The sequence below is a fragment of the Nocardioides malaquae genome, from assembly GCF_015070385.1.
GTDB classification, from domain to species: domain Bacteria; phylum Actinomycetota; class Actinomycetes; order Propionibacteriales; family Nocardioidaceae; genus Nocardioides; species Nocardioides malaquae.
The window spans coordinates 162,422-188,593 of record NZ_JADCSA010000007.1 but is presented as its reverse complement, the minus strand read 5'-3'; the positions used below and the strand labels follow the sequence as shown (position 1 = coordinate 188,593).

The window sequence follows — 26,172 nt, the reverse complement described above, 5'->3', positions numbered from 1 at the left end:
GGGCGCATGGTGTTCCACCTCCCTGACAACCTGCACCCCAACTGCGGCCCGGTCGCCTGGCTCCTCGGCACGTGGCGCGGCAACGGCCACGGCGACTACCCGACGATCGAGAAGTTCTCCTACGGCCAGGAGCTGATCTTCACCCACGACGGCCGGCCGTTCTTCCACTACATGGCGCGTGCCTGGATCACCGACGACGACGGCAACCGGGTGCGCGACGCGGCCATCGAGACCGGCTTCCTGCGCTGCTTCGACGAGGGCAAGGTCGAGCTGCTGCTGACCCACAACACCGGCATCAGCGAGCTGTGGCACGGTGAGGCCGCCGACGGCAAGCTCGAGCTGGTCACCGACGCCGTGATGCGCTCGGAGTCGGCCAAGGAGGTCGTCGCCGGCAAGCGGATCTACGGCAACGTCAACACCGAGCTGATGTATGCCTACGACATGGCCGCGGTCGGCCAGCCGCTGACGCCCCACCTGTGGGCGCGGCTCAAGCGCGCCTGAGGAGGAGAGCGTGGTCGAGGAGCTCGCGCAGAAGCTGCGCGGCAGCGGTTATCGGATGACGCCGCAGCGCCAGCTGGTGCTGACGGCCGTCGAGGAGCTCGGCCACGCCACCCCGGAGCAGGTGCGCGACCACCTGGCGGGGGCGGTGAACACCTCGACGGTCTACCGCAACCTCGAGGTGCTCGAGGAGCTCGGCCTGGTGCGCCACACCCACCTGACCGACCGGGCACCGACCTACCACTCGGCCCGCGGCGAGGAGCACTTCCACCTGATCTGTCGCGCCTGCCGGCGTGAGGTCGCGGTCCCGGCGGCGCAGGCCGACGACTTCGCGGCCCACCTGCGTCAGGGCTACGGCTTCGTCGCCGACGTGGCCCACGTGGCCATCTTCGGTCGGTGCGAAGACTGCGGCGCCGACGATCCCGAGCGTCCCGATCATGCCGACAGGGCCGGCCGTGCCCACGAGGCTGGTCACCCCACCCAGGAGCACTGAAATGACGAACCCCACACCCGCCACTCCGGACACCCCGCAGAGGCGCAGCCCCTTCCTCGACCTGCCCGGCGCGGTCGCCGCCGACGGTGTCGACGCGGCAGTCGCCGCCCACTACGGCTCCTTCAACGTGGAGCAGCGCCGCCTGGTCTCCGGTGACGGCTTTGTCGACCTCTCCCACCGCGACGTGGTGCGCATCAGCGGACCCGAGCGGCTGACGTGGCTGCACTCCCTCACCAGTCAGTACTTCGAGGGTCTGGCGCCGAAGGTCTGGACCCAGGCGCTGATCCTCTCTCCGCAGGGCCATGTCGAGCACCACTTCGTCGGCGTCGACGACGGCGAGTCCTTCACCGCGCACACCGAGCCCGGCCGGGGCGCCGACCTCGCGCAGTGGCTGGACCGGATGCGTTTCATGACCCGCGTCGAGGTCACCCTCGTCGACGACCTGGCGGTCTGCTGGCGCCCCGGCGCCAGCGAGGAGGAGGACGGCACCTACGACCTCGTGCCCCGCGACCGCCTCGAGGCCTACGCCGCGGCGGCCGGGCCGGCGGCCGGCCTGATGGCGTACGACGCCCTGCGGATCGCGCGCGGCGAACCGCGGCTGGGGGTCGACACCGACCACCGCACGATCCCCAACGAGATGGGCTGGATCGGGCCGGCGGTCCACCTGGAGAAGGGCTGCTACCGCGGGCAGGAGACGGTGGCGCGGGTGCACACGCTGGGTCGTCCACCGCGGCGTCTGACGATGCTGCACCTCGACGGCTCGGAGAACCGCTTGCCCACCGTGGGCGCCGAGGTGCTGCTGGGGGAGAAGGCCGTCGGGTTCGTCGGGTCGTCGGCGCGCCACCACGAGCTGGGGCCGATCGCGCTGGCGCTGCTCAAGCGCAACGTGCCGGTCGACGCCGAGCTGCGGGTCGACACCATCGCCGCGTCGCAGGAGGTCGTGGTCGACCCCGAGGTGGGGCTGCACGTCCGCCCGAAGCTGCGTTGAGCCCTGGGGCCAGTGCCTTGGCTCAGCCCTTCCGCGTGTACATCACGTGGGTGTCGGCGTCGGCGTGGGTGAACCCGAGTCCGGAGTAGGTCTTGACCGCCGCCTCGTTGTCGGCCTCGACGTAGAGCATCACCTCGGTGCAGCCGCTGTCGGCGAGGTGGTGCAGCCCGGCGAGGGTGACGAGCTTGCCGATCCCCTTGCCCTGGGCCTCGGGGGCGACGCCCACGACGTAGACCTCGCCGAGGGTGTCGGAGTGCTTCTTGGTCCAGTGGAAGCCGAGGGTGCCGAGCCCGTCGGCGGGGGCCGCGAGGATCAGCCCGGCCGGGTCGAACCACGGCTCGGCCATGCGTCGGGCCATGTCGACCAGGTCCATGGCGCCCTGCTCGGGGTGGTCGGCGAAGGCGTGGTGGTTGACCCGCAGCACCTCGTAGGAGTCGCCGCTGCGGTGGCCGAAGGGGTGCAGCTCGACGCCCTCGGGCACCACGAGCTCGGGCAGCGGGTCGGCGTCGCCGCCCAGCGGTCGGCGCATCACCCACAGGTCGCGCGTACGCTCCCAGCCCGCGGAGGCGGCCAGGGCTGCGGCCCCCGGGTGGTTGCCGTGACTCCAGGCGCTGGCGAGGTGGGGGTGCGCCTCGACGGCCTGGCTGAGCAGGGCCGTGCCGAGCCCGTGACGGCGCGCCGGCGGGTCGACGACGAGGGTGAGCTCGTTGCCGCGGACCAGGTAGAAGGCGGCGTCGCGGCGCACTGCGGTGAGTTGGCCGGTGCGCAGCGCCATCGTCGTGGCCTCGTCCAGCGGGTGCGCGCCGTCAACCTCCGCGGCGCGGTCGGCGATGGCCTCGATGGTGGGCATGGGAGGAGCCTAGGGCCCGGGGCGTGGGCGCACCCGAGTGACTCGTGGGGTGGGCGTGGCGTCGTGTCCGTCAGGACGACGCCGCGGGCTCCGACTCCTCCTCGCGCTCCTTCTGGAGCACGAAGCGGTAGCCGACGTTGCGTACGGTGCCGATCAGGGTCTCGTGCTCGGGGCCGAGCTTGGCCCGCAGGCGCCTCACGTGCACGTCGACCGTGCGCGTACCCCCGAAATAGTCGTAACCCCAGACCTCCTGCAGCAGCTGTTGGCGGCTGAAGACGCGTCCGGGGTGTTGGGCCAGGAACTTCAGGAGCTCGAACTCCTTGAAGGTGAGGTCGAGCGCTCGACCTCCCAGGCGGGCGGTGTAGGTCGCGTCGTCGACCATCACCTCGCCGCTGCGGATGACGTGGGCGTCTGGGTCCGCGGCCTCCTTGGCGGCGGAGAGGCGCCCGATCGCGAGCCGGATCCGGGCCTCCAGCTCGGCCGGGCCACAGGTGTGCAGCACGACGTCGTCCATGCCCCAGTCGTGCGCGACGACGGCGAGGCCGCCCTCGGTGGCGATGAGCAGCACCGGCACGTCGGCGCCGGTGGTGCGGATCAGCCGGCACAGGTCACGGGCATGGGCCAGGTCCTGGCGACCGTCGACGAGCAGCAGGTCGGCGTCCGGCGCCTCGAGCAGCGCGCTGCCCTCGGCGGGCAGGATCTTGACCTGGTGGCCGAGCAGCGCGAGACCGGGCAACACCTCGGCCGACGGCTGCAGGGCGCTGGTGAGCAGCAGCAGGGCACTCATGGGGCTGCCTCCTCACTCTTGCGGTGTGGGTGAGAATAACTGCCATGGAGACCTCGCGTGGGCAGTCGTCGACAAGTTGGGACGCCGGTGTCGGCGAGATCACGCTCCGATACTGGGCCGGCGCACGGGCCGCGGCAGGCGTGGAGAGGGACGTCGTCGCCGTCCAGGGGCCGGTCACGGTGGCCCGGGCCAGGGAGCACGCCCTCGCGCTGCACCCCGACAGCGAGCAGCTCGCCCGGGTGCTCGCGGTCTGCTCGGTGCTGGTCGACGACCAGCCCGTCGGGCGCCGCGACCCGGGCTCGGTGATGGTGCCCGTCGGCGCCCACGTGGAGTTTCTGCCGCCCTTCGCCGGCGGCTGATCCGTGCCCCTGGTCCGTGAGAGGTGGGAGGGTCAGCGGGCGTCCCAGTGGGCCCGGACCCGCGCCGCGCTGAGCACGCGGTCGTAGATCGACACCGCGTCGAGGTCACCGCGGAAGGCAACGTTGGTGCCGGTGCCGAAGAGGTTGGTGTCGACGTTGCCCTCGCCGATGCGCCAGTGGCCGGAGCTGATCAGCAGCGTGCCGCCCGCGGTTGCCGACCCGGAGGCGACCTGCTGGCCGTCGACGTAGATCGTCACCGCCTGCCGGAAGGAGGAGCGCGCCGCCGCGGTGACGACGACCTGGTGCCACTGGCCGTCGTTGTAGGAGCGCGGCGTGGTGACCGTGCCGCGGGAGAGACCGAGCCACTCGCCGACGATCAGCTGCCCTGATTCGGTCATCAGCAGCGTCCGGTCGGCGACGCCGGAGTTGGCGCCGGTGCTGTTCTCGAAGCCGATGAGGTAGCCGCCGCTCGTCGAGGTGGTGCGGAACCACAGCTCGTAGGAGTAGGCGTTGGGCACCCCGATCGCGGAGTTGTTGAGGATCGCACGCCCGCCCGAGAAGCTCATCGCTGTGCCGGGGTTGCGCGGCAGCGCCCCCGGCGCGCCCCACTGGAAGGACGGGGAGGTCGGCCCGTTGGGGTAGGTCTGCGAGTAGTCGCGCACGGTCGTGCCGGAGGTCTCGTCGAGCAGCCAGAAGCCGCGCGGACTGTCGGCGAGCACGGCGGCGACGTAGGGCAGCAGGGCGCTGGTGGCGGTGAAGGTGTTGCCGGAGTTGCGGGTGGTCCCGCTGAAGGCGGCGTTGGCCGTGCCGAAGGCCGTCGTCGCGACGAGGCAGACGGCGACCAGGCCGGCGAGCGAGCGACCACCCCGCACGAGGACGCCCTCGCGACCCTCCGTCGTCGTCCCACCGTCACCCGGGGCCGCGGTGTCGCGGCGCAGGCCGTCGAGGATGAGTCGGCGCATCGTCCACTTGGGCGGCTCGCCGTCGACGTTGCGGGTGGCGAGCAAGAAGGCGGCCATGGTCAGCGCCAGCCAGATCCCGAGGGGCACCCAGCGGCCCGTCTGCAGCCAGGTGACCGGGAGCCCGACGTAAGGCACGAGCAGGATGGCGCGCGCCTCGACGTCGTCGGGGGTGATCGGGGTGACGTCGGTGGCGCCGTTGGCGTCGCCGGCCGTGGTGTAGGTGTGGTCGTCGCGCAGCTCGACGACACGGTGCACGAGGATCCGCTCCTCGGCCACGCTCGGGTCGTCGAACATGTAGACGCGGCCGACGGCGATCTTCTCGTCGGCGGCGAAGGGCCGGCCAAGGGCCACGTCGCCGACGGCGATCGAGGGCTCCATGGAGCCGGACTTGATGACGTAGGGGTGCCAGCCGAGCAGCATCGGGGCGGCCGCGATGGCGACGAGGGTCAGCAGCATCGCGCGATAGACGCGTGAGCCGACCACGACGGTGAAGACGGCCCACTCGCGCGTGGTCTGGGAGGAGGGCAGGGCCATCTCTCACCTTCCGGGCGTCTCGTGGGGAAGTGGCCCTGGCCGGGCCGCGGGCGGCGACCCCCGGCTGGGGGGCGCCGCCCGATGGACTCAGTTGTTGCGCATCTCCCACTGGAGGTCGAGTCCGGTCGTCTTGCCCTGCAGGGCGTCGATCTGCGTCTGGGTCATGCCGGTGGTGTCGAAGCGCCACGAGAAGCGGTAGGTCCGCTCGCTGACGCCGGCCGGCACGATCCAGCCGCCGAGGGCCGAGTCCCAGCTCTGGGCGGTGGCCAGCGTGGTGAGGGTGACCTCGGGCACGACGGGCTCGCCCTCGACGGGGGTGAAGCCGGCGCAGTTCTGGAAGGTGCCGCCGGTGCCCGCCTCGACCTTCATCTTGATCCGGTTCTCGAGGTCGGAGCCGCTGGAGACCGGGTTGATGGTGTAGCCCTTGACGGTCGACGGCACGCTGGCGTCGGCGGTCAGCTTGATGCAGGCGCTGCCGTTGTCGCCCGGCTTGAGCGCGGTGACCTGGAAACGCGAGGAGCCGCCGTCGTCGTCGGTCAGCTTGACCGAGCCGGTCGACCACTGGTTGCCGGAGTTGCGGGTCTGACCGCTGAAGGCGGCGTAGGAGGCCTGGTAGACCATCGCGCCAGCGGCGACGACAGCGACGGGGGTGGCCATGGCGGCCATGATCTTGCGGGACTTGTTCATGGGGGCTCCTGAGTTGATGAGGGAGGAATGCCGGGACTTCGGCCGCTGCACAACGCAGTGGATGACCCCCGACGGTCGGGCTTCGGCGCCCGGTCAAGCCCCCTGAGGCCGGGTAGCTTGTACGTGATCAACAGTAGAGTTCCCCTTTTTTGGGTGTGGCGTTATGCGGAAAAATGTGGGAATGACGTGAGTGACCTCGTGATTTGCCTGCGGATGCTTCCGTTCGCAGGATGGGCAGATGACGACCGGGCAATGGATTCTCCTCGCGGCCGTCGTCGCGGCCGTGGTCTTCGGGGTGTGGCGGGCAGCGACGGACGGACGGTTCCGGGGCACGCACGCCGTCCGCGGTGCCGACGGCGCCCCGCGGCGTCATACGGACGGTGCGTCGGGTGACACTGGGCGCATGACGTCCGAGGGCCACGCCCCGGGGCGTCATACGGAGGATGCGTCCGGTGACACCGAGCGCATGACGCCGCAGGGGGAGGCCGGGACCGGTTCGGTCGTGGCCGGCACCGAGTGGGCCGAGGCGCTGGGCGAGCGGGCCACGCTGCTGCAGTTCTCGAGCGCCTTCTGCGCCCCGTGCCGGGTGACGCGCCGGACGCTGGCGGAGGTCGCCGAGGAGGTGCCCGGTGTCGTGCATGTCGAGGTCGACGCCGAGTCGCACCTGGAGCTGGTGCGCCGCGTGGGAGTGATGCGTACGCCCACCACGCTGGTGCTCGATGCCACCGGACGTGAGGTGACCCGCGCGGCCGGGGCGCCGACGAAGCAGCAGGTGCTGGCGGCGCTCGCGGCGGTCGACTGACCGCACGACCCGGCAGGCAGCTCGGCTCCCGGACGGCGAGGGCTCCGCGTGGCCCGGCGGTGGAGCAGGTGAACTGCCTGCGGAGCCGAGAGCCTGAGCGGCGCGAATTAAGCACTTCTCACATATTGGGCATATGGTCCACGGAGTGAGATTTCGATTTCGTCGCCGATGGAGCCGCCTCTAGTCTCGGGTCCATGAGTTCGACCTGGTTGACGAAGCGACGCGCAGTGGACCACTGCCGCGTGCGCTCCTCCCTGTGTCGAATGTCCTGAGGCTGACGCCACCCCTGTCGCCCGTCGCGGAGCCCTGAGCCCGCGCGCCCTGACCCGGGTCGTCGGCCGTTCGCCCGTGCGTCCACCCGGCCGCACGCCGTCGGAACCTCACCCAGGGACCAGGACATGACCTCGCTCGACACCCGTACGCCCGGCGCCGGAGCCCCGGCAGCCGCCCCGGCCTTCCCCGAAGGCCGCGTCGATCCTCGCGGCCCCCAGTTCGCGGCCGTGCTCACCACCGGCGTCCTCGCCGTGGTGCTGGCCACTGCGCCGAGTACCTTCGCCACGGTGCTGCTCGCCGTCCAGGCGGTGCTCTTCGCGAGCGGTGCGCTGCTCGGCGTCGCCCGCACCCCCTACGGCTGGCTCTTCCGCACCCTCGTACGCCCCCGGCTCGCCGCCCCGCGCGAGTGGGAGGACGCCGCTCCGCCGCGGTTCGCCCAGACCGTCGGTCTGGTCTTCGCCGTGGTCGGGCTCGTCGGCCTCGCCAGCGGCGCCACGCTCGTCGGCCTGGTCGCCGTCGGGTTCGCCCTCGCGGCGGCGCTGCTCAACGCAGTCTTCGGCTTCTGCCTGGGCTGCGAGATGTACCTGGCACTGCGTCGCCTCACCGGGCCCCGCACGGCCTGACCTCCCAGCTCCACCAGATCCACCCCGACATCACCACCCACATCCCGTTGAAAGAGAGAACCACTCCATGAGCCGCGAAGACTCGCTCGTTTCCGTCCAGTGGGTCGAGGACAACCTCGAGACCCCCGGCGTCGTCCTGATCGAGGTCGACGAGGACACCGCTGCCTACGACAAGGGCCACATCCCGGGCGCGATCAAGCTCGACTGGACCAAGGACCTCCAGGACCAGGTCCGTCGCGACTTCCTCGACAAGCAGGGCTTCGAAAAGCTGCTCTCCTCGCGCGGCGTCTCCAACGACGACCTCGTGGTGCTCTACGGCGGCAACAACAACTGGTTCGCGGCCTACGCCTACTGGTACTTCACCCTCTACGGCCACAAGAACGTCAAGCTCATGGACGGCGGCCGCAAGAAGTGGGAGCTCGACGCCCGCGAGCTGACCAAGGACGTCCCCACCCGCCCGGAGACCGTCTACACGGCCACCGAGCAGGACTCCTCGATCCGCGCCTTCCGTGACGAGGTCGTGGCCGCCATCGGCGTGCAGAACCTGGTCGACGTGCGCAGCCCCGACGAGTTCGCCGGCCGCCTGCTGGCTCCCGCCCACCTGCCGCAGGAGCAGTCGCAGCGCGCCGGTCACATCCCCACCTCGCTCAACGTGCCGTGGAGCAAGAACTGCAACGACGACGGCACCTTCAAGTCCGACGACGAGCTGCGCAAGCTCTACGACGAGGTCGGCATCGACGACTCGAAGGACACCATCGCCCTGTGCCGCATCGGTGAGCGCTCCTCGCTGACCTGGTTCGTGCTGCAGGAGCTGCTGGGCTTTGAGAACGTCAAGAACTACGACGGTTCCTGGACCGAGTACGGCTCGCTCATCGGTGTGCCGATCGTGCTCGGCGACGAGCCCGGCCAGCTCGACGGGCAGGGCGCCTGATGTGCGGCGCGGTTGAGGGCGGCCTGTCGCTCGACGGCGTCAACGTCGCCAAGGAGGCCGTGATCCAGGGCCAGGTGACCCGCGGCGGCGAGCCCGTCGCCACCGGTTACGTGCGCCTGCTCGACAAGAACGGCGACTTCACCGCCGAGGTGCCCCTCTCGGCCAGTGGACACTTCCGCTTCTTCGCGGGCGAAGGTGTCTGGACGCTGCGTACGCTCGCGCCGAAGGCCGAGCCGGTCGACCGCAAGGTCCACGCCAGCGTCGGCAACGTCGCCGAGGTCAACGTCCAGGTCTGACCCCTCGGGCACCATCCGCCCGAGACACTGAACCACCGGGGCTGGGCACGCGATCTGCGTGCCCAGCCCTTGCAGTACCCAGGCAGTACCCAGCCGACCCACCCAACCTGCAGGAGTCAGCAGCATGAACTACCGTCCCGAGACGCTCGCCGTGCACGCCGGCCAGGAGGAGGCCGACCCGGCCACCAACAGCCGTGCGGTGCCGATCTACCAGACCACGTCCTACGTCTTCAACGACACCGAGCACGCGGCCAACCTCTTCGCCCTGGCCGAGCCCGGCAACATCTACACCCGCATCATGAACCCCACGCAGAACGTCTTCGAGGAGCGCATGACCGCCCTCGAGGGTGGCGTCGGGGCGCTGGCGACGGCGTCGGGCTCGTCGGCCATCACCTACGCCGTGCTCAACCTGACCTACGCCGGCGACAACATCGTCGCGCTCTCCACCCTCTACGGCGGCACGTACGCCCTCTTCGCGCACACGCTGCCGCAGTTCGGCATCGAGGTGCGCTTCGTCGACCCGGAGAAGCCCGAGGACCTCGCCAAGGTCGTCGACGAGAAGACCAAGCTGGTCTTCGGTGAGACCGTTGGCAACCCGAAGATCAACGTGATCGACCTCGACGCCTGGTCGGAGGCCGCGCACGCGCAGGGCCTGCCGTTCATCGTCGACAACACCGCCCCGACGCCCTACCTGGTCAAGCCCTTCGACCACGGCGTCGACGTCGTCGTGCACGCGGCGACGAAGTTCATCGGTGGCCACGGCACCTCGATCGGTGGCGTCATCGTCGACTCGGGCAACTTCGACTGGGCGGCGCACTCCGACCGCTTCCCGGGCCTGACGAAGCCGGACGGCGCCTACCACGGCGTCGTGTGGACCGAGGCCGTCGGCAACCTCGCCTACATCATCCGCGCGCGTACGGTGCTGCTGCGCAACACCGGTGCTGCGTCGACGCCGCTCAACAACTGGCTCTTCCTGCAGGGCCTCGAGACGCTCCACCTGCGCATGGAGCGCCACAGCGCCAACGCGCTCGCGGTTGCGCAGTTCCTCCAGGGCCACGACGCGGTCACCTGGGTCTCCTACCCGGGTCTTGCCGACAGCCCCTACAAGGAGGTGCACGACCGGATCGGCACCGGCAAGGGCTACGGCGGCATCCTCTCCTTCGGCCTGAAGTCGGGGCGCGAGGGCGGCAAGAAGTTCATCGAGGCGCTCGAGCTCTTCAGCCACCTGGCCAACATCGGTGACGCGAAGTCGCTGGCGATCCACAACGCCACCACGACGCACAGCCAGCTCACGCCCGAGGAGCTGGAGTCGGCCGGTGTGCCCGAGGAGTTGGTGCGCCTCAGTGTCGGCATCGAGAACGTCGACGACCTGGTCGCCGACCTCGAGCAGGCTCTGGCGGCCAGCACGCAGTGACCCGCTGACGCCCGCCTCGGCGCGGACGCTCGGAGCCCGGTCGCCCCCAGGGGAGGCCGGGCTTCGTCGTGCGGGGAGGTCGGTCAGACCCCGTCGTCGCTCACTGCGTCGCTCGGGTCGTCGCCCCCGTCGTCGTCGGAGCCGACCGCGTCGGGGATCTCGACGACGAACGTGGTGCCGAGACCCTGTCGGCTCTGCACGGTGATCGTGCCACCGTGGGCCTCGACGATCGACTTGGCCACCGAGAGGCCGACACCGAGCCCCTGCAGCGCCTGGTCGTTGGCGGCGGTGGTGCGGTAGAAGCGGTCGAAGACGCGCCGTTGTTCGCTGGCGCTCATGCCGGAGCCGGTGTCGGTGACGCAGAACCGCAGGGTGCTGCCTCCGGCGCCGAGGTTGACCTGCACGGTGCCGCCCGCCGGCGTGTGCTTGAGGGCGTTGGAGACGAGGTTGTCGACGACCTGCTCGAAGCACCCGGGGTCGACGCGGGCCTTGAGGGCCTGCTGCACGCAGGCCTCGAGGCGTACGCCCAACGTCGCCGCCGCGGCGTGGTGGGGGGCGAGCGTGCCCTCCAGGAGCGCGTCCATGTCGGTGGGGCGGCGCTCGACGACGAGCGCCTCGACGCTGCCGGAGGCCTGGAGGAGCTGTCCGACCCGGTTGAGCAGGACGGTGGCGTTGCGCTGCGCGACGGCGAGCATCTTGTGCAGGCCGGAGTCGGCCGGGTCGATCTCGTCCTCCATGAGCTCGTGGTAGCCGATGATCGACGTCAGGGGCGTGCGCAGCTCGTGGGAGACGGTGGTGAGGAACTCCTCGCGCACGCGGATGGAGTCGAGCAGCTCGGTGACCTCGAGTCCGACGATGACGTAGCCGTAGCGCTGGGCGTCGGCACGGTGGATCTGCTTCGACGACAGCAGGTGGGCCACCTGGTCGCCGGGAGGACCGAACCAGATGAGCTCGGAGTCGAACTCCTCGCCCCGGTGGGCGCGCGCCAGGGCGATCTCGTCGACGCCGAGCCGGGTCGTACGGTCGGCGGCATACATGTGCAGCTCGTCGACGAGCTGGCCGTCGGTGTCGATGCCAGCGCGGCCCACGAGCCGCTTGGCGGCCGCGTTGTCCCAGATCAGGGCGCCGTCGTCGTCGTAGGCGACGATCACCGCGTCGATGGTGTCGAGCAGGCCGCGCAGGAGCAGCAGACGGTCCTCCGAGGCCGAGAGATGGCTGCGCAACTCCTCGGCCCGCACCATGAGCTCCTCCTCGCGGCGATGCAAGGTGATGGCGATCTGGTGGGCGCTCACGATCAGCGCGAGCCCCACGAGCCCGACCGGCAGGAGCTGCAGCCACCCCGGGCCGCTGGCGCCAGGCACGCCCACGTCGTGGAGCATCACGAGCAGGACCGCCAGGGCGGACAGGGAGAGCGCGAAGCCGAGGCCGTCAAACTCCCAGACCAGCCAGAGCAGGGGGATGATCAGCACGATCAGCGCCATGGGGGCGACCGGCAGCAGGTCGTGTCCCATGGCGACCAGAGCGGCCAGCGCGAGCACGGGCGCGGCGATGCGCCACCGGGCGTCGAGGAGACGGACCGTCAGGGCGGCGGCCAGGAGGCCTTGGAGGACGAGGAGCGTGAGGCCGGTGTAGGTGGGCCATCCGATGACGTCGCGGTCGGCGAAGGCGATGACGCAGAAGCCGACCACGGCCGTCAGGGCGAAGGTCGCCACCTGCCACACCTCGTAGGAGCGGCGGTAGGAGAGCGGCACCTCGGACGGCACGTGACCTCCTTCGAGGGGTGGGAGTGACGCCAAGCCTAGTGTGGTCCAGGTCACTGCGGGGCTGTTCGGTGCTTGCCCGCCCGCACGCGCGTCCAACCATCCCGGTCGCCTCCGCGCGGGGCGCCGACGGTTGTCCACCCGCACCCCTGGCCGCCCGTCGCCGGCCTGGCGCGTGGGATCATGGTGCGGTGGCCGGCCCCATCGAATACGTGGAGACCCAGCGGGTGGTCCTCTTCGACGAGGGCGACCCGCTGTTGCTGCGTGGCGGCGGTCGCCTTGACCGCGTCGAGGTCGCCTACGAAACCTACGGCGAGCTGTCGCCCGAGCGCGACAACGTGATCTTCGTGTGCCACGCGTTGACCGGCCACGCGCATGCTGCGGGCCTGCACCTGGGCCACAAGAAGCGCGGCTGGTGGGACAACATCATCGGGCCGGGCAAGCCGCTCGACACCGACCGGTTCTTCGTCGTCGCGCCCAACATCCTGGGCGGTTGCTCGGGCACCACGGGCCCGCTGTCGACCGACCCGGCGACCGGCGAGCCCTACTACCTCGACTTCCCGCTGCTGCACATGAGCGACCTGGTCGCGGTGCACCGGCGGCTGATGCGCCATCTCGGCGCGGAGCGGCTGTACGCCGGTGTGGGCGGCTCGCTCGGCGGCATGCAGGTGCTGCAGTGGGTCATCGACGCGCCCGACGAGGTGGAGCGTGCGGTGGTCGTGGCGGCGTCGTCACGGCTGACCACGGAGAACATCGCCTTCTCGTCGGTGGCGCGCACGGCGATCATGAGCGATCCCGAGTTCCACGGTGGTCGCTATGCCGAGCACGGCACCGTGCCGCGGCTGGGTCAGAAGGTCGCGCGCATGATGGCCCACATCACCTACGTCTCCGACCAGTCGCTCGACACCAAGTTTGGTCACCGTCGCGACACGGTGGGCGACGAGATGACGCTGCAGCCCGACTTCGCCGTGGAGCACTACCTGCAGCACCAGGGCGACGTCTTCCTGGACCGGTTCGACGCGCTCAGCTATCTCTACCTGACCCGGCTGCTCGACTACTTCAACCCCTTCGCCGACCCGTGGACCGCCGAGCGGCTGGCGACGACGTCGACCCGCTTCCAGGTGACGTCCTTCGATTCCGACTGGCGCTTCGACACGCGTCAGTCGCTCGCGATGGTGGAGCAGCTGGAGCGCTGCGGCGTCGACGTCGACTTCGAGGAGCTGAGCTCGCCCTTCGGGCACGACTCGTTCCTGCTGCAGCCGCCCGGCTACCACGACCGGGTGGCGCGGTTCCTGAAGGGCTGAGGCCCTCGCCCGGACGGGTTGGGGTTCATCCCACCGGAGGCGTCACAATCTTCACCTCGACCGGCACGGCGAAACCGAGGCCGACAACTTCCCAGGCGGGAGGGGTAGTGGGATCGAGGACTTGGAGCGTGGCCGTCACGGGGGTGTCCTGGCCGAAGAGGTCGGTCGGTTCTCCCCAGGCGATGAACGGGATTCCGATGAACGGCGTCATCTCGCCACCGCGATAGGTGAAGCCGAAGGACCCACTGGTGGAGCTGAGACGACCGTTGGTGAGGGGGCCGTCGTGCTCCCAGCCGAGGGCCTCCCAGGACGGGGTCCTGGGGTCGGGGGCGACGAAGACCGTGCTGCCTCCGGCGGTCCAGTTGCTGGGGAAGTTGATGGTCAACCTCAGCGCCGGGGTTTCCACCGTCTCTGAGCTGGTTACGAACCCGATCGCGCCCTCGGCGGCCCTGAGTGTCGCTCCGGGTTCTGGGTAGTCGACGAGCGTGTCCCAGAGCAGGGCTGATGCCGTGTCGTAGGTCAGTTGGTTGATCGTCGAGGCAGCGTAGGCAGGCGCTGCGGTCGCGAGGGTCACCGCGGGCACGCTCCACAACGCGGTCCGTACGACGCCGCGTCGCGACAGACCTGTGCGCAGCAGCGACGTCGACGAGCCGGTGGGCGCGGGCGTGGGGGACTCGGGAGCGGCAGCCATGGGTGACCTCGTGGAGCAGTGGGAGAGGGAGGCGCGGCGCGGCCGAGTCCGCTGGCGCGTGGTCAGCCTAGTGGCGCGTCGGGCCCCTCGCGCGCGGTTCGGCGAGAATGATCGCTGGCGGGGATGAGTCGGACCGGGTCTAAGCCATCGCACGGCGGTGATGGTGGCTGGAGTCCGACAGCGCCTGGCGTGCGGGCGTCAGTCGACGACGAGGATCGCCCCGGAGAGCGGGGTGAAGCCGGCGGCGGCGACGCTGATCGGCAGCGGGGACTCGTTGAGGGAGGGCTGGAACACAGCGTCCCTCCCGGCGCGGAAGTCGAGCAGGGTGGTGCCGCCGAACAGACCGCCTCCGGGCTGCAGTTCGTTCTGGTAGGTGAAGGTGACCGTGGCGTAGCGAGAGTTGCCCGAGCCGTAGTAGGTGGGGCTGCCGGCCTGCCACCTGTAGGACACGTCCTCCACGATGACGTTGACAGCACTGCCGGCAACATTGGTCACGAAATGGTTGGGGAAGGTCACCGTCACAGCCAGCCCTCCAGCCGGGATGACGGCGGCCGAGTCGGCGGTGCGGACGTGGATGCCAAACACCTGGAGTCGGGTCGGGGTGGCCAACACGTCCCAGTCAGCACCGCCGATGGCAAGGCTGGCGAACGTGTTGGACGCCGCGAAGGCGGGCGCGGCCGCGGCCACGGTGACAGCCGGCACGCTCCAGGCGGCGGCGCGCAGGAGCGTACGGCGGGTGGGCTGCGGCAGGGAGTTCATCGGTGGTCCTCGGGCTCGGGTGACAGCGCCCGGAGGGCCTGGGGCCCTCCCCCGAGAGTGCGCCGACGCCACCACGGCGTCTAGGTCCAATGATCCAGAAGTTCCGGAGTGAAGGCGAATCGGCAGCGTCCGAAAGCGCGTGAGATCCACCACCCCGGCATGGACGCCGCCTCGATCCCCTCGGGCGATCGGCGAGAATCGAACGGATGAAGTCTCCCTGGACCGTCGCCGCGCGCGTCGTGCTGCTCGCGTACGTCATCTTCCTGGCGTGGGTGCTGCTGCGCCCGACCCCCGAGCACGCGTCGAGTGTGGTCGGACGGGTGACCGAGGAGCTGCTGGCCGCCGGAGCGCCGGAGGTGCTGGTGGCGGGCGCCCGCGTGGAGTTCGGGCTCAATGCGTTGATGTTCGCGCCGTTGCCGTTCCTCGGAGCGCTCGCCTTCCCGCGGGTCGGGTGGGGGGAGTGGGTCGCCTGGGCCTTCATCGGGTCGATGGCGGCGGAGCTCTATCAAGGGGCCCTGCTGCCCGGCCGCTCGGCGCAGTTCGTCGACATCGTGGCCAACACCCTCGGTGGCCTCATCGGCTCACTCGCGGCGATCCCGCTCAAGTGGATGACGGGCGCCTACCGTCGCCCGCGGGACCGCCACGGCGTCGAGCATCAGAGCTTGCGGCACTGACCTTCCTTGTCGCCCTCCACGAGGTTGTTGCGGCCGCGCGGCTTGGGCTTGTTGGACTTGCACTGCAGGTTGCCGTTGACCACGTTGCCGCGCACCACGAAGCGGCCGCGGTTGTCGAAGAGCTGGATGTCGCCGTCGACGACTGTGCGCAGGATCTTGCCGCCGCGCCGACCGTCGTCCAGCTGGATGTTGCCCTCGACGACCGAGCGCTGGCCGTCGAGGGGGCGTACGACCACGCGCCGGGCGTCCTCGGCCTGAATGTTGCCGTCGACGGTGACGCCGCGGGCGCGCAGGACGCCGCGGTCCTCGACCTCGACGTTGCCCTCGATGACGGTGCCCTTGAGGACGCAGGTGGCGCCCTTTGGGACGACGAGGTTGTCGTCGACGGGGACGTTGCCGATGCTGCCGCTGCAGACCCGGTCGTCGGCCTGGGCGGGGAGGGCGGTGGCGGTGGCCAGCAGGCTGCCGGCGAGCAGTGGCAGCGCGGCGAGGGCCGCTGCGGCGGTGCGCTTCATGGAGGTCTCCTGAGGACGGGGGCGCCGGAGTGACGCCAACGCCCTGATGTTCTGCCCTGTGGATGAATCCCGGGTGAACGTGGCATGAGGGAGTTCTCATCTGCCACGGCGGTCGCCGCGTGGTGTCCCCACGCAGGGGCCCTGCCTGCTGCTGGTGACGACGTCGAGCACGGGCGTACGTCTCCCGCGACGCTGGGCGCTCCGGTGCCGCCCGGCGCCGGCAAGGGACGCGAAGGACGGGGGTCGCCATGGTTGGACGGTTCGAGGTGGTCGCGCAGGTGCTCGAGCAGGGGGCGGTGCGGTGGGAACGGGTGGCGCGGGGGTTGGCCGATTCCCACGAGGAGTTGTTGGACCTGGTGGTGACTCTGCGGTGGAGTGAGGAGGGGTGGAGCCCGCAGCTGCTCGGTGAGGTCGCGGAGATGGTGGACCGGACCGGGGAGGGCGCGACGCAGGCCTACGCCTGGGCCGACCACCTGCGGGCGTTGGTCGACGACGTCACCACCGTGGACCATCGGGTGGCCGGTGCCGCCGCGCGGCTGTGGCGATGACGGGCGCCGATGACAGGGCAGGAGCCGGGGCGGCTCTGCTGGAGCGCGCTGCTGCTGTGCTCGCCGCGGCGGCGGCCAGGTGGCAGGAGTTCGCCGACGCGGTCGCCCTCGTCGGCCGGCTCGGCTCCTTCGTCGGCCTGGCGGCGGAGGCGTACGCCGCCCAGGTCGCCGCCGCGGGAGATGGCGCGCGACAACGGGCGGCATGGCTGCGACGGGTCGCGCAGGAGTGCTGGGTGGCAGCCGACCTGGCGCGGGCCGGACGGCCGGTCGACCTCGGCGTGGTCGACGAGGTCGCGCGGCGTGACCTGCTGGCGCGGGCGGCGGTCGACGCCGACCTGGTGGCCGGGCGTACGCGCTCGGCGGACGGTCTGCTCGACGGCGCGGAGGTCTCGACGTGGCGCAACGCCCGGGCGGTGGCTGCGGCCGTGGAGGGGCGCGAGGCGGTGGTGTGGGCGTACGACCCCACCGCGCACGGCGGCGACGGCGAGGTGGTCGTCGGGGTCGGGGACGTGCGGCCCGACGGGTCGGCGCGCCACGTGGTGCTGGTGCCGGGAGTGGGCACCGAGGTGGCGGATGCGCCCCGGCAGGTGGCTCGGGTCGAGACGGTCGTTGCCGCGGCCCGCGAGCAGGGGGCCGGGGCGACGTCGGGGTGGTTCTGGTTGGGCTACGACACTCCTGACGGGCCTGGTGACCCGGCGATGCTGACCACGGCCCGGGCGCAGGCCGGGGGCGAGGCTTTCGCCGCGGACCTGGCTCGGTTGCAGGCCGCGCACGGAAACGCGGGAGGGACGTCCGGCTGGACGGCGGTGGGCCACAGTTATGGCGCGACGACGGTCGCCGAGGCCGCTGCCGGATCGGGGCCGGGGCTGGACGTCGACGCCGTGGTCCTGGTGGGAGCGCCGGGGGCGGGGCCGGCGCAGGAGGCCGCCGACCTCGGGGTGTCCCGGGTGTTCGTGGGTCGCGACAGCCGCGACGTGGTGGCGACGGTCGGCGCCGAGGGATGGGTCGCGCCGCCGGGGCTGGGCCGCGACCCGGCGTCGGAGGAGTTCGGGGCGGTCCGGTTCCGGGCCGAGCGGCTCGACCGGGAGCCGTGGCGCGGGTGGGGTGAGGCACACACGGGCTACTTCACGCGCGGCACGGAGTCGGTGGACAACATCGGTGCCGTGGTGGCCGGAGCGTACGCCCGGGTCGAGGTCGCCGAGTCGGCCTTCGATCCGTGGTGGGGGCGGCCGCGGGACCCGGAGTGGATGCGGTCGGTGGGGTGATCCTCAGGCCCGGGCCACGGTGAAGGAGGTGGAGAGTGACGGCAGGTTGGAGGCGTGGGGCATGGTGCTGATCGAGCCGGTCGATCCGGGCCTGATGGAGCCAGCGATCTTGAAGGTGACGGTGGTGGAGGTGTTGCCGGCCAACTGGGTGGGGGCCGTGAGCGTGATGACGATGCCCTGCGAGGTGTTCACCGACGAAGTCCACGCCCCGAGGCCGCTGCCGCCGGAGCCGCTCACCGACTCGTTTCCGTGGAGGGGGTAGCCGTTCAGTGTGAGGACCACCTGCAGCCCCTGGGTGGGGGCGGTCGCGGGGTTGGTGATGGTCACCCGCCCGGTGAAGATGTAGTTGGTTCCGTTGCTGGTGCTGCTGGCCGACCCGTTGGTTGCGCTCAGAGTGGCGGCCATCACGATGATTTCGCCGCCACCTTGCGAGCTGGCGTAGGCCGGCGCGGCGGTGGCGACGGCGACCACGGGCAGGCTCCAAGCGGTGGCGCGGAGCAGGGCGCGTCGCGTCGGGGCGACGGATGCTCGGGGGGCGGCTTCGTGGGCCATGGGGAAGGCTCCTGCGATGTGTTGCCCGTGGGGACAACGGTGCGTGTGGGCTCCCGAGAGTGGTGAAAGTCAACCAACGGCGTGCGTCGGGATTGTGAAGATGCGACAACCCGGGAGCTGTGAGAGGCAAGTTCCCCAACCGGGGGTAGGTCGTTCGTCCCGGCCACATGGCCCGCTTTGCCGGTTCCTACCGAATTGGGCGTAGTCCACCCCCAAGGCCGCCGTGACGCCCGTCACGCCAGCCCGCGAGGCTGGTGAGCCCCGCTGCTGTCCACGGCGGCGACTTCCGTCACCGCGGCCGCCTCGAAGCGGCAGAATCCGAGGGGTGCAGCACCGACCCCGAGCCTGGGCACTCCTGGCGCTGAGCGCGTACGCCCTCGCGCTCGCGGCCGTCCTCCTGCAGCCCTCTGCGGGTGCGGCGATCACCACGGTGGGCGGGGTCTCCGACTGGCTGCGCGAGACCCTGGGCGCGCCGCGCGAGGTGGTGTCCAACGCCCGGGTCGAGTTCGTGCTCAACGCGCTCATGGTGGCGCCGGTGACCTTCCTCGGGTCGTGGCTGCTGCCGCGGTTGAGAGTGGTCGACTGGTGGTTCTACGCCTTCTGCGCCGCGGCGCTGGTGGAGGCCTTCCAGGGCCTCTTCCTGGCTGGCCGCACCGCCGAGTTCGTCGACATCATCGGCAACAGCCTGGGCGCGGCCCTGGGGGCGTGGGCGGCGGTCGGTCGGAGAAACCTGACCGATCGGTCAGGTTTGCCTTCTGGCGCGGCGCGGTAGATTCTCCTCCACCTCGTGGTGACATGAGGTCCAGGTCACATCCCGGGGCTGGAGCTCCGGGCCGGTCAGCAGGAGGTCCTCATGCGCAACAACGGGTCGGAGCCGAAGGTGACGTTGCCCCCCGAGGTGGCGGACTGGATGGGCGCTGACGAGGACACGGCGTTGGCGACCACCCACGTGGGGGTGCCGGGTCAGCGCGGTTGGCGCGAGCGGCTGAAGGACCTCATGGAGGGCTGAGGGTGGTGGGGGCCTGCGGGTTCTCGGTCCACCCGGGTGAGCAGGTAGCATGGCCTCTGCCTTTTGTCTCGGTTCGAGTTCGTCGGTCCGTTGACAGGCTCATCCCGCCCCACGACGGTGGCCGGTTTCAGGACTCGATCGCCAGGAGCAACAACAAGTGCAGACCGTGCCCGTGGACTGTTCTCCCGCAGGGCCGTCCGATTCGACTCTTCCTGCGCCACGTTGATGACGCAGGTTGACCGCTGGCCTCGTCCGGACCGCCGAGGCACTGCTTCCCCGTCGCGCGGCGACACGCCGATCGCCAGTGTCATCATGGCGACCGTCCACCCCCGCGGCGACCAACGCGTCCTCAAGACAATCCGAAGCCTTGAGGCCGCACGTTTCGCAGTGACCGTCATCTGGCTGGGGGAGCAGGACGCCACTCTTGACCTTGGGGCGGCCCGGGAAGAGGTGCTGCCCAACCCCAATCGCACGCTTGCCCGGGTGGCCACCACGCCTCGTCTCTTCTGGCGGGCGTTGAGGGCTCGCGGCGACGTGTTCTACTGCCACGACTTCTACATGCTGCCGTTCGCCTACATCTGGAGGCGCTTCGGCCGTCGTCGGAGGGTCGTTTTCGACTCCCATGAGTTTTATGAGGATCTCTACGCCTCCAAGATCCCGCTCCGGTCACCGCGGCTCCGCGCAAAGGTGGCGCGCTGGCTCGTTGAGCGGACAGTGGCGCCCGCAGATGCCTTCTTCCTGGTGGCCGACGGCATGATCACGGATTCTCGCCCCGAAAAGCCCGTCTACCTGACTCCCAACTTCCCGTCCCGGAGCCTGCTGGGCAAGGAGACCCAGGGCTCAAGCGAGCGTGAAGTCCGCCGCATGATTCACTCCGGCACCATCTCCAGCTCCTACGGGTTGGAAGACCTGGTCATGGCCGCGCGACTCGCTGAGGACAAAGGCCTCGACGTCGAGATCCACGTGGTGGAGCGCTACCTGAACTCTGCCGACGAGCAGTGGTTCAAGGACGTATTGCACAAGCACGGACATCCCGCTCCCATCCGTTTGGTTGCACCGGTGAAGGCTTCGGAGATGGGTCGTCTCCTGGCGCGTTACGGTGCGGGTTTCTCACTCATCCGGCACGTGGGCCAGAATCCGCGCGCCGTCCCCACCAAGTTGTATGAGTACGCCCTCTACGGCCTCCACATCATCGGCAGTGACCTGCCGGCCCAGGCCGAGTTTCTCCGCACCCAGCCGGGAGTCCTCGGCCGTTCGTACGCTGCCGGCGACAGCAGCTCACTCCTGGCCGCGATCGAGGACTACCTCGACCACGGCGTCGACAACGACGTCCGGGACCGCGCCTCGGCCCTGACGTTCAACACCCTTTCCTGGGAAGCGACGTGCGAGCCGTCATTCCGTGAGCTGGCGGAGCTGTGGTACGGCGATCGCTGACGTCGACGGCCGACGGGGGGCGGTCGGGATGAGGGCGGGGTTCTTCTCGCTGCTCGGCGTGGTGACGTCGGGAGGATTCAGGTTCCTCGTCAACCTAGTCATCGGAAGGGTGGCGGGGCCCGCGGTCCTTGCGCAGACAGCTTCCATCCTCTCCTTGGCCCAGATCTCCACGCTGCTGGGGCCCAGCAGCCTTGGGGCGGCGATGACGCGCAACATCAGCGTCGCGAGGACGACGGGCCCTCCGGGCGAGGCGGACCGGATCCGCGCTCATGTCTGGCGCATGCTCTGGGTCAGGGCGCTCTGGATCGCTCCGCTCGCCTTGGGTGCGTACGCGGTGGTCTACCGCCCCTCGGTGACGGCCGTCGCCGTCCTGCTCCCGGTCCTGGTGTCCCTGGGCGTCTACCAGGTGGCCAAGGCGGAGTTGCTCGGCGACTTCGCCTTCAGGAAGGTGGCGGTGATCGAGGTCGCCGGGGTTGTGGTCGGTGTCGCAAGTCTGGTCGCCCTGGTTGTCTCGGGCGTTCGTGACGCCCGGCTGCTGCTTCCCGTGGTGGTGAGCGGCGTGATCTTCGTCGTCGCTCGTGGACGTGTGCGGAGACCAGAGGCCCGGCTGCCGGTGGAGAAGCAGCGCGAACTGCGCGAGTTCGTACGGCTGGGGATCGTCGGCACGCTCGTGAGCGCCGGTTTCATGCACGTTTCCGTGCTTCTCGCGGTGCACGTCGGTGGAGAGGTGGGCGGAGGCATGTATGTGGCCGCCTTCACCTTGGCCACCCCCCTGGCCATGTTCACCACGGCAATGGGGAGTGTGGTGCTGCCCCACCTGTCGGCTCTGGCCACTCGCCATGGTGAGCGCTTGTTGCGTGCCCTGCCCATGTCGCAGCTGATGGCATGGTCGGTGGGTTCCCTCCTCGGTCTGGTGATGTTGTTCTCCGACGAGGTGGTGGCTCTGGTGTGGGGGGCCGCCTACGCTGAAAGTGCCGACCTCTACCCCTTGGTGCTGGGTGCGATCTGCATGACGGCGATCGGCATGCCGACGTCCATCGCGTTGACCGCAGCGGGCAACGACGGCATGCGGATCTCCGCCCGTCTGGGGGCCCTGGGTGCGTGCACCGGGGCGATCGTCTGGTTGCTGACCGTGTCGGGTCTCGACGTGACCGGGGTGGCGGTGGGCTACCTGACCGCAGCCACCGTCACGTCCGTCGCGCCTCTCTTCTTCGTGCACCGTCTCGCGGGGAAGAGGATGCACGTTCGACGACTGTGGCCGTGGGGATGGGGGGCGCTCCTCATTGCCGCAGGTCTGCTCAGGGAGCAGTTCTCCGCGGTCACCGTCTTCGGCATCGCCAGCGTGCTCGTGGTTGCCGCCGTCCTGGGATCAGCCGGCGGAGTGCGGCGGCTTCGCGGGGTGTGAGGCGACGTCGTCCGTCTCGATGACCACGTCGTCCGACGGGGCCGCCGTGTCCGCAGCAGGCGCGGGGGCGGGGCGGCGAGTCGGGAGGGCCCCCGCGAGGAGCAGCACGAGGAGGAGCACCGGCGGCGACGCTGGTTGTGTCGACGTGAGCGCCACGACGCAGAGGTACAGCGCCAGGGCGAGAGCCAGGCGTCCGGGAAGGCTGCGAGTGGCGGAGAGACTCTGCAGAGTGCGGAAGACCGCCACAGTGGCGGTGATGATGAGGAGCGCGGCCATGAGGAAGCCGCCGGCGAGATAGCTCTGCAGGAGCGTCGAGTGGGCAGTCTGGACGCCGAGAATCTCCATCGTGTATTCGCCGAGCCGCATGGATCCGAGGCCGGTCAGGAACGTGTGCTCGTCCCTTGTCTGCGTCAGCAGGTCTGACCACAGGGCACTGCGATTGCTGAGGAGGAGACGGTCCTGAAGGTCATCCAGGAGACGGATCCCCCACGCGGTGCCGATCTGGGCCGTGCCCACCAGGATGGCTGCAGCGACGAGGAGAGTCACTCCTTGCAGCAGTCCCACCTTGACACGGGGAAGCGGCTTCAGGAGCAGGGCGCTCTTCGGGTGGGCGAAGACGTAGAAGACAACGATCGCCACGGGGAGGGCGATCAGGGTGGTGTAGCTGGCCGTCAGTGCCAGGAGGATCGAGCTGAGAAGCACGAGGAGCGCGCCGACGCGGCTGCGGAGCGACGGGAGGGCCAGCAGGATCCCGATGCCGGCGAGGAGGGCGAGTGCGTTGGGGTTCGACCACCCGAAGTAGCGGCCCGGGAGGATGTCGATCCAGACCCGCTTGGTCTCGTCGTAGCCACCAGAGGTCAGCGCGGGCACCAGGAGAAGGGCCAGGAGTGCCAGGAAGCCCCACCTGAGGGCCACGACGAGCCGCGACACGTCCACCTGGTTCATCGCCGAGACGAGGAGTAAAGCGATCAGCGCCAGGCCTGTCGCGAGGACGTATCGGTCGACGACGAGGCTGTGGATCCCTGAGTAGGCGAAGTAGACGCCCGCGGAGAGGGCCAGCGGATCGCGCAGGAGACGTCCGAGGGGGGCCAGGTAGCGGCCCCGGATACCGGCGGCGCCCTCGGCGCGCACCAGCGCGGCGCGCACGGCGACGGCGAGGGCGCAGACGGTCGTGATCGCCAGCCCTGCGTTGCGGTAAGGGGTCGAGCCGCCGAGGGCCTCGACCTCCAGGCTCAGGACGAAGAGCGCGGTCACCAGTCCAACCGCGAGAAGGCCCTCGATCGACACGAGTGCCCGGAGGCGACGAGCAGGGACAGGCAGCGAGCGCATCACCCGGCGTACCTTACCGTCGCTGGGCGACGTCACCGGGCAAGGTCCGCACACTCGGTGATGACCTTGGCCGACCGTCGACCGTCGTGGACCTCTTTGACGAAACGGTGGCCGGCGTCGCGCAGGTCGGTGAGGCGCGTGCGGTCCCTCAGCGAGAGGACCACCTCTCGCAAGGTCTCCGGGTTCGCATCCACGATCGGCACGGGGACGTCGACCTGGGCGCGTACGAAGTCGTTGAGGTTGCCGATGACGACGCAGCCAGCGCGCATGGCTTCCAAGGCGGTGACACCGTAGGAACCGGTGAGCAATTGGTCGATCACGACGTCGCAGGACGCCATCAGGCCGTCCATCTCGTCATGGGGCACCCACTCGGGTGACACGTAGTCGACCATGCCCTCGGCATCCAGTCGGTGCAGCACCGGGTCCACGAACTCTGTGCCCTTGATGGCGGGACGGCGACGGCTGGGGACGTGAAGCACTCGAAGCCGTCCGTCCTTGGGTCCGGGGCGTGGCGATCCTGGAGTGGCGGGGAGCCGCGGGCGACGTGGGGGAAGTGCCAGCGGGAGCCACGTTGCGTCGGGGGCGTCCTGGAGGAGGTCGGGTGTGCTGACGAGGAGGGGCGTGCCGGGGTGGGTCGCCAGGATTGCCTGGGTGCGGGCCACGCCGGCACGCACGGCTGCGAGCCACTCGTCGTCCACGTGGGCGAAGTAGGACCAGTCGTTGTTCTGGCGGTGCAGGTCGGGGGAGCGCAGTTCGGTGCCGTGGGCGATCAGAGCGGTGAAGAGACCTTGGCTGTCTCGGCGGGAGATGACCTCGCTCAGTTCACCCCCAGGGCCTCGAAAGGGGTTCACGAAACCGTCGAGGAAGAGGTGGGAGAGCGTGTTGAGGTAGCGCTCGGCTCTCCGGGCAGAGCCGGGCAGCGGGAGTCGCGGATTGGGGAGGAGGTGGTCGCTCTCGAAGCCGAAGGTGGTCGTCCTCGCCAGCCCACGCGGAAGGGGCCTGAAGGTGAAGGACGTGCTGGGCACACCCTCGTGCGCGCGGACGGCCTCCGCCCAGGCGTGGGCCTGTCCCGCGTAGTTGGCCGGTCCGAAGCCGATCAGGGAGTGCATGTGATGACCAGGCGATCGAGACGTCAAATCACGCGCCGCGACCGAGAGTCACCTGCGTGTCGGCCAGTCCGGTCGGGACGGCCAGGTTGGCGCGTCCATTGAGGAGCACGCGCACCTCGGGCAGGTCGGCGTCGGTGAGCTGCGCGTACTCCGCGTGGTCGGTGTGGACCACGGCGGCGTCGACAGGCGTGCCGAGGGTGTGGGCCTTGAACCCGAGCTTGGCCAACTCGTCGTCGGTGTACATCGGGTCGTGCACGGTGACGGTGGCACCGCGCGACTCCAGCGCGCTCACGGTGTCGAAGACACCGGAGAACGCAGTCTCCTTGACCCCACCGCGGTAGGCGGCGCCGAGCACGACGACGCGGGCTCCGGACAGGTCGCCGTAGTTGGCGGCGAGGACGTCGATGGCGTGCGCCGGCATCGCGGCGTTGGCGGCGCGTGCGGTGCTCACGATGTCGGCGTCGGGGTCCGTGGAGAGGTAGAGGCGCGGGTAGACCGGGATGCAGTGGCCTCCCACGGAGATCCCAGGGGTGTGGATGTGGCTGTAGGGCTGGGAGTTCGACGCGGCGATGACCTCGTAGACGTCGATCCCGTTGGCCTCGGCGAACCGCGAGAACTGGTTGGCCAGGCCGATGTTGACGTCGCGGTAGGTGGTCTCGGCGAGCTTTGCCATCTCCGAGGCCTCCGCGGAGCCCAGGTCCCACACGCCGTTGCCGCGCTCGAGGTCGGGGCGCTCGTCGAAGTCGAGGACGGCGTCGTAGAACTCGCGGGCCTTCTGCGCACCGGCGCGGGTGAGGCCGCCGATGAGCTTGGGATATTTGCGCAGGTCTTCGAAGACCCGACCGGTGAGCACGCGCTCCGGCGAGAAGACGAGGTGGAAGTCCTCGCCCTCCACGAGGCCGCTGATCTTCTCGATCATCGGCTTCCAGCGCGTGCGGGTCGTGCCGACAGGCAGCGTGGTCTCATAGCTCACCAAGGTGCCGGGGCTCAGGTTGGCGGCCAGGTCGCGGGTGGCCGAGTCCATCCAGCCGAAGTCGGGCTTGCTGTCGGCGTCGACGAAGAGCGGCACCACGATGACGATCGCGTCGGCGCCGGGGATGCCGTCGGCGTACTCGGTGGTCGCCCGCAGGTTGCCCGCGGGCACGAGACGCGCGAGGTATTCGTCCAGGTGGGCTTCCCCGGGGAACGGCACGTTGCCGGCGTTGATCGTCGCGACGGTGTCTGCGTTGACGTCGACGCCGACGACCTCGTGGCCCTTGTCGGCGAACTGCGCTGCCAGGGGCAGACCGATCTTGCCCATGCCGATGACGGCGATCTTCAC

29 protein-coding genes are annotated in these 26,172 nt (G+C 70.2%); 17 read left to right on the top strand and 12 right to left on the bottom strand.

Annotated elements, in window-relative coordinates; translation table 11 throughout:
• Positions 1-6 precede the first annotated feature (6 nt).
• The 3 genes from IEQ44_RS09325 to ygfZ are packed head-to-tail and all read left to right on the top strand — an operon-like array spanning position 7 to position 1,979.
• A complete protein-coding gene (locus IEQ44_RS09325; protein WP_193638178.1) occupies positions 7-501 on the top strand; it encodes a heme-binding beta-barrel domain-containing protein in 495 nt (164 codons plus the stop codon).
• A 10-nt stretch (positions 502-511) separates the two neighbouring features.
• Entirely contained in the window at positions 512-991 is a 480-nt protein-coding gene (locus IEQ44_RS09320; RefSeq protein WP_319804592.1) for a Fur family transcriptional regulator, read from the top strand.
• Position 992: 1 nt separating this feature from the next.
• Positions 993-1,979 carry a CAF17-like 4Fe-4S cluster assembly/insertion protein YgfZ gene (gene ygfZ, locus IEQ44_RS09315; protein WP_193638177.1) on the top strand — a complete coding sequence of 329 codons (987 nt, stop codon included), beginning with the start codon at positions 993-995 and terminating at the stop codon, positions 1,977-1,979.
• 22 nt (positions 1,980-2,001) lie between these two features.
• Here ygfZ and mshD read toward each other — a convergent pair whose 3' ends face one another.
• Positions 2,002-2,829, bottom strand: coding sequence for a mycothiol synthase (mshD, locus tag IEQ44_RS09310; RefSeq protein WP_193638176.1), 828 nt, complete (start codon positions 2,827-2,829; stop codon positions 2,002-2,004).
• Positions 2,830-2,899: 70 nt separating this feature from the next.
• Positions 2,900-3,616: a response regulator transcription factor gene (locus IEQ44_RS09305; RefSeq protein ID WP_193638175.1), complete on the bottom strand. Its 717-nt coding sequence runs from the start codon at positions 3,614-3,616 to the stop codon at positions 2,900-2,902.
• A gap of 44 nt (positions 3,617-3,660) precedes the next feature.
• Between IEQ44_RS09305 and IEQ44_RS09300 the strand changes: the two genes are divergently transcribed.
• Positions 3,661-3,975, top strand: a complete 315-nt coding sequence (locus IEQ44_RS09300) for a MoaD/ThiS family protein (RefSeq protein WP_193638174.1) — start codon at positions 3,661-3,663, stop codon at positions 3,973-3,975.
• Positions 3,976-4,007: 32 nt separating this feature from the next.
• Here IEQ44_RS09300 and IEQ44_RS09295 read toward each other — a convergent pair whose 3' ends face one another.
• Both IEQ44_RS09295 and IEQ44_RS09290 read right to left on the bottom strand, forming a co-directional pair.
• Complete coding sequence (locus IEQ44_RS09295) at positions 4,008-5,471, bottom strand: signal peptidase I (RefSeq protein ID WP_193638173.1); 1,464 nt, start codon at positions 5,469-5,471, stop codon at positions 4,008-4,010.
• An 87-nt stretch (positions 5,472-5,558) separates the two neighbouring features.
• Positions 5,559-6,158 carry a hypothetical protein gene (locus IEQ44_RS09290; protein ID WP_193638172.1) on the bottom strand — a complete coding sequence of 200 codons (600 nt, stop codon included), beginning with the start codon at positions 6,156-6,158 and terminating at the stop codon, positions 5,559-5,561.
• Positions 6,159-6,396: 238 nt separating this feature from the next.
• Between IEQ44_RS09290 and IEQ44_RS09285 the strand changes: the two genes are divergently transcribed.
• The 5 genes from IEQ44_RS09285 to IEQ44_RS09265 all read left to right on the top strand — a co-directional run bounded on the left by IEQ44_RS09285 (position 6,397) and on the right by IEQ44_RS09265 (position 10,497).
• On the top strand, positions 6,397-6,960 hold the full coding sequence (locus IEQ44_RS09285; RefSeq protein WP_193638171.1) for a thioredoxin family protein: 564 nt from the start codon (positions 6,397-6,399) through the stop codon (positions 6,958-6,960).
• Between the two features lie 398 nt (positions 6,961-7,358).
• Entirely contained in the window at positions 7,359-7,856 is a 498-nt protein-coding gene (locus IEQ44_RS09280) for a DUF4395 domain-containing protein (RefSeq protein ID WP_193638170.1), read from the top strand.
• A 67-nt stretch (positions 7,857-7,923) separates the two neighbouring features.
• The gene (locus IEQ44_RS09275) at positions 7,924-8,787 is read left to right on the top strand and encodes a sulfurtransferase (protein WP_193638169.1); all 864 of its coding nucleotides are present in this window, start codon (positions 7,924-7,926) and stop codon (positions 8,785-8,787) included.
• Positions 8,787-9,083: a DUF1416 domain-containing protein gene (locus tag IEQ44_RS09270; protein ID WP_193638168.1), complete on the top strand. Its 297-nt coding sequence runs from the start codon at positions 8,787-8,789 to the stop codon at positions 9,081-9,083. Before IEQ44_RS09275 ends, IEQ44_RS09270 begins: the two co-directional genes overlap by 1 nt.
• Before the next feature lie 124 nt (positions 9,084-9,207).
• Entirely contained in the window at positions 9,208-10,497 is a 1,290-nt protein-coding gene (locus tag IEQ44_RS09265; RefSeq protein WP_193638167.1) for an O-acetylhomoserine aminocarboxypropyltransferase/cysteine synthase family protein, read from the top strand.
• 83 nt (positions 10,498-10,580) lie between these two features.
• On the opposite strand, the gene IEQ44_RS17915 is transcribed toward IEQ44_RS09265, so the two are convergent.
• Positions 10,581-12,260, bottom strand: coding sequence for a sensor histidine kinase (locus tag IEQ44_RS17915; protein ID WP_193638166.1), 1,680 nt, complete (start codon positions 12,258-12,260; stop codon positions 10,581-10,583).
• A 68-nt stretch (positions 12,261-12,328) separates the two neighbouring features.
• Between IEQ44_RS17915 and metX the strand changes: the two genes are divergently transcribed.
• Positions 12,329-13,561: a homoserine O-acetyltransferase MetX gene (gene metX, locus IEQ44_RS09255; protein WP_319804591.1), complete on the top strand. Its 1,233-nt coding sequence runs from the start codon at positions 12,329-12,331 to the stop codon at positions 13,559-13,561.
• Positions 13,562-13,586: 25 nt separating this feature from the next.
• Here metX and IEQ44_RS09250 read toward each other — a convergent pair whose 3' ends face one another.
• Both IEQ44_RS09250 and IEQ44_RS09245 read right to left on the bottom strand, forming a co-directional pair.
• The gene (locus IEQ44_RS09250; protein WP_193638165.1) at positions 13,587-14,252 is read right to left on the bottom strand and encodes a hypothetical protein; all 666 of its coding nucleotides are present in this window, start codon (positions 14,250-14,252) and stop codon (positions 13,587-13,589) included.
• Positions 14,253-14,450: 198 nt separating this feature from the next.
• Positions 14,451-15,011, bottom strand: coding sequence for a hypothetical protein (locus IEQ44_RS09245; protein WP_193638164.1), 561 nt, complete (start codon positions 15,009-15,011; stop codon positions 14,451-14,453).
• 206 nt (positions 15,012-15,217) lie between these two features.
• Between IEQ44_RS09245 and IEQ44_RS09240 the strand changes: the two genes are divergently transcribed.
• The gene (locus IEQ44_RS09240; RefSeq protein WP_193638163.1) at positions 15,218-15,685 is read left to right on the top strand and encodes a VanZ family protein; all 468 of its coding nucleotides are present in this window, start codon (positions 15,218-15,220) and stop codon (positions 15,683-15,685) included.
• On the opposite strand, the gene IEQ44_RS09235 is transcribed toward IEQ44_RS09240, so the two are convergent.
• The gene (locus IEQ44_RS09235; RefSeq protein WP_193638162.1) at positions 15,667-16,200 is read right to left on the bottom strand and encodes a bactofilin family protein; all 534 of its coding nucleotides are present in this window, start codon (positions 16,198-16,200) and stop codon (positions 15,667-15,669) included. The two genes, IEQ44_RS09240 and IEQ44_RS09235, sit on opposite strands and share 19 nt — an antisense overlap.
• Positions 16,201-16,448: 248 nt before the next feature.
• On the opposite strand from IEQ44_RS09235, the gene IEQ44_RS09230 reads away from it, so the two are divergent.
• Together IEQ44_RS09230 and IEQ44_RS09225 are read left to right on the top strand one after the other, a co-directional pair.
• Positions 16,449-16,748 (top strand): hypothetical protein, encoded by a 300-nt coding sequence (locus tag IEQ44_RS09230; protein WP_193638161.1) that lies wholly within the window; start codon positions 16,449-16,451, stop codon positions 16,746-16,748.
• Complete coding sequence (locus tag IEQ44_RS09225; RefSeq protein ID WP_193638160.1) at positions 16,745-18,013, top strand: alpha/beta hydrolase family protein; 1,269 nt, start codon at positions 16,745-16,747, stop codon at positions 18,011-18,013. Before IEQ44_RS09230 ends, IEQ44_RS09225 begins: the two co-directional genes overlap by 4 nt.
• 3 nt (positions 18,014-18,016) lie before the next feature.
• Here the strand turns inward: IEQ44_RS09225 and IEQ44_RS09220 are convergent, their stop codons facing one another.
• Positions 18,017-18,565 carry a hypothetical protein gene (locus tag IEQ44_RS09220; protein ID WP_193638159.1) on the bottom strand — a complete coding sequence of 183 codons (549 nt, stop codon included), beginning with the start codon at positions 18,563-18,565 and terminating at the stop codon, positions 18,017-18,019.
• Positions 18,566-18,890: 325 nt separating this feature from the next.
• Between IEQ44_RS09220 and IEQ44_RS09215 the strand changes: the two genes are divergently transcribed.
• From IEQ44_RS09215 to IEQ44_RS09200, 4 genes are all read left to right on the top strand, one after another.
• Entirely contained in the window at positions 18,891-19,337 is a 447-nt protein-coding gene (locus tag IEQ44_RS09215) for a VanZ family protein (RefSeq protein WP_193638158.1), read from the top strand.
• 81 nt (positions 19,338-19,418) lie between these two features.
• Complete coding sequence (locus IEQ44_RS09210; RefSeq protein ID WP_193638157.1) at positions 19,419-19,574, top strand: hypothetical protein; 156 nt, start codon at positions 19,419-19,421, stop codon at positions 19,572-19,574.
• A gap of 225 nt (positions 19,575-19,799) precedes the next feature.
• Entirely contained in the window at positions 19,800-21,008 is a 1,209-nt protein-coding gene (locus IEQ44_RS09205; protein ID WP_319804590.1) for a glycosyltransferase, read from the top strand.
• The gene (locus IEQ44_RS09200) at positions 20,974-22,413 is read left to right on the top strand and encodes a lipopolysaccharide biosynthesis protein (RefSeq protein ID WP_193638155.1); all 1,440 of its coding nucleotides are present in this window, start codon (positions 20,974-20,976) and stop codon (positions 22,411-22,413) included. Before IEQ44_RS09205 ends, IEQ44_RS09200 begins: the two co-directional genes overlap by 35 nt.
• On the opposite strand, the gene IEQ44_RS09195 is transcribed toward IEQ44_RS09200, so the two are convergent.
• The 3 genes from IEQ44_RS09195 to IEQ44_RS09185 are packed head-to-tail and all read right to left on the bottom strand — an operon-like array spanning position 22,378 to position 26,172.
• The gene (locus IEQ44_RS09195; RefSeq protein ID WP_193638154.1) at positions 22,378-23,778 is read right to left on the bottom strand and encodes a hypothetical protein; all 1,401 of its coding nucleotides are present in this window, start codon (positions 23,776-23,778) and stop codon (positions 22,378-22,380) included. The genes IEQ44_RS09200 and IEQ44_RS09195 overlap by 36 nt on opposite strands.
• Positions 23,775-24,851, bottom strand: coding sequence for a glycosyltransferase (locus IEQ44_RS09190; protein WP_193638153.1), 1,077 nt, complete (start codon positions 24,849-24,851; stop codon positions 23,775-23,777). The genes IEQ44_RS09195 and IEQ44_RS09190 overlap by 4 nt, the downstream gene beginning before the upstream one ends.
• Positions 24,852-24,879: 28 nt before the next feature.
• Positions 24,880-26,172 (bottom strand): nucleotide sugar dehydrogenase, encoded by a 1,293-nt coding sequence (locus IEQ44_RS09185; protein WP_193638152.1) that lies wholly within the window; start codon positions 26,170-26,172, stop codon positions 24,880-24,882.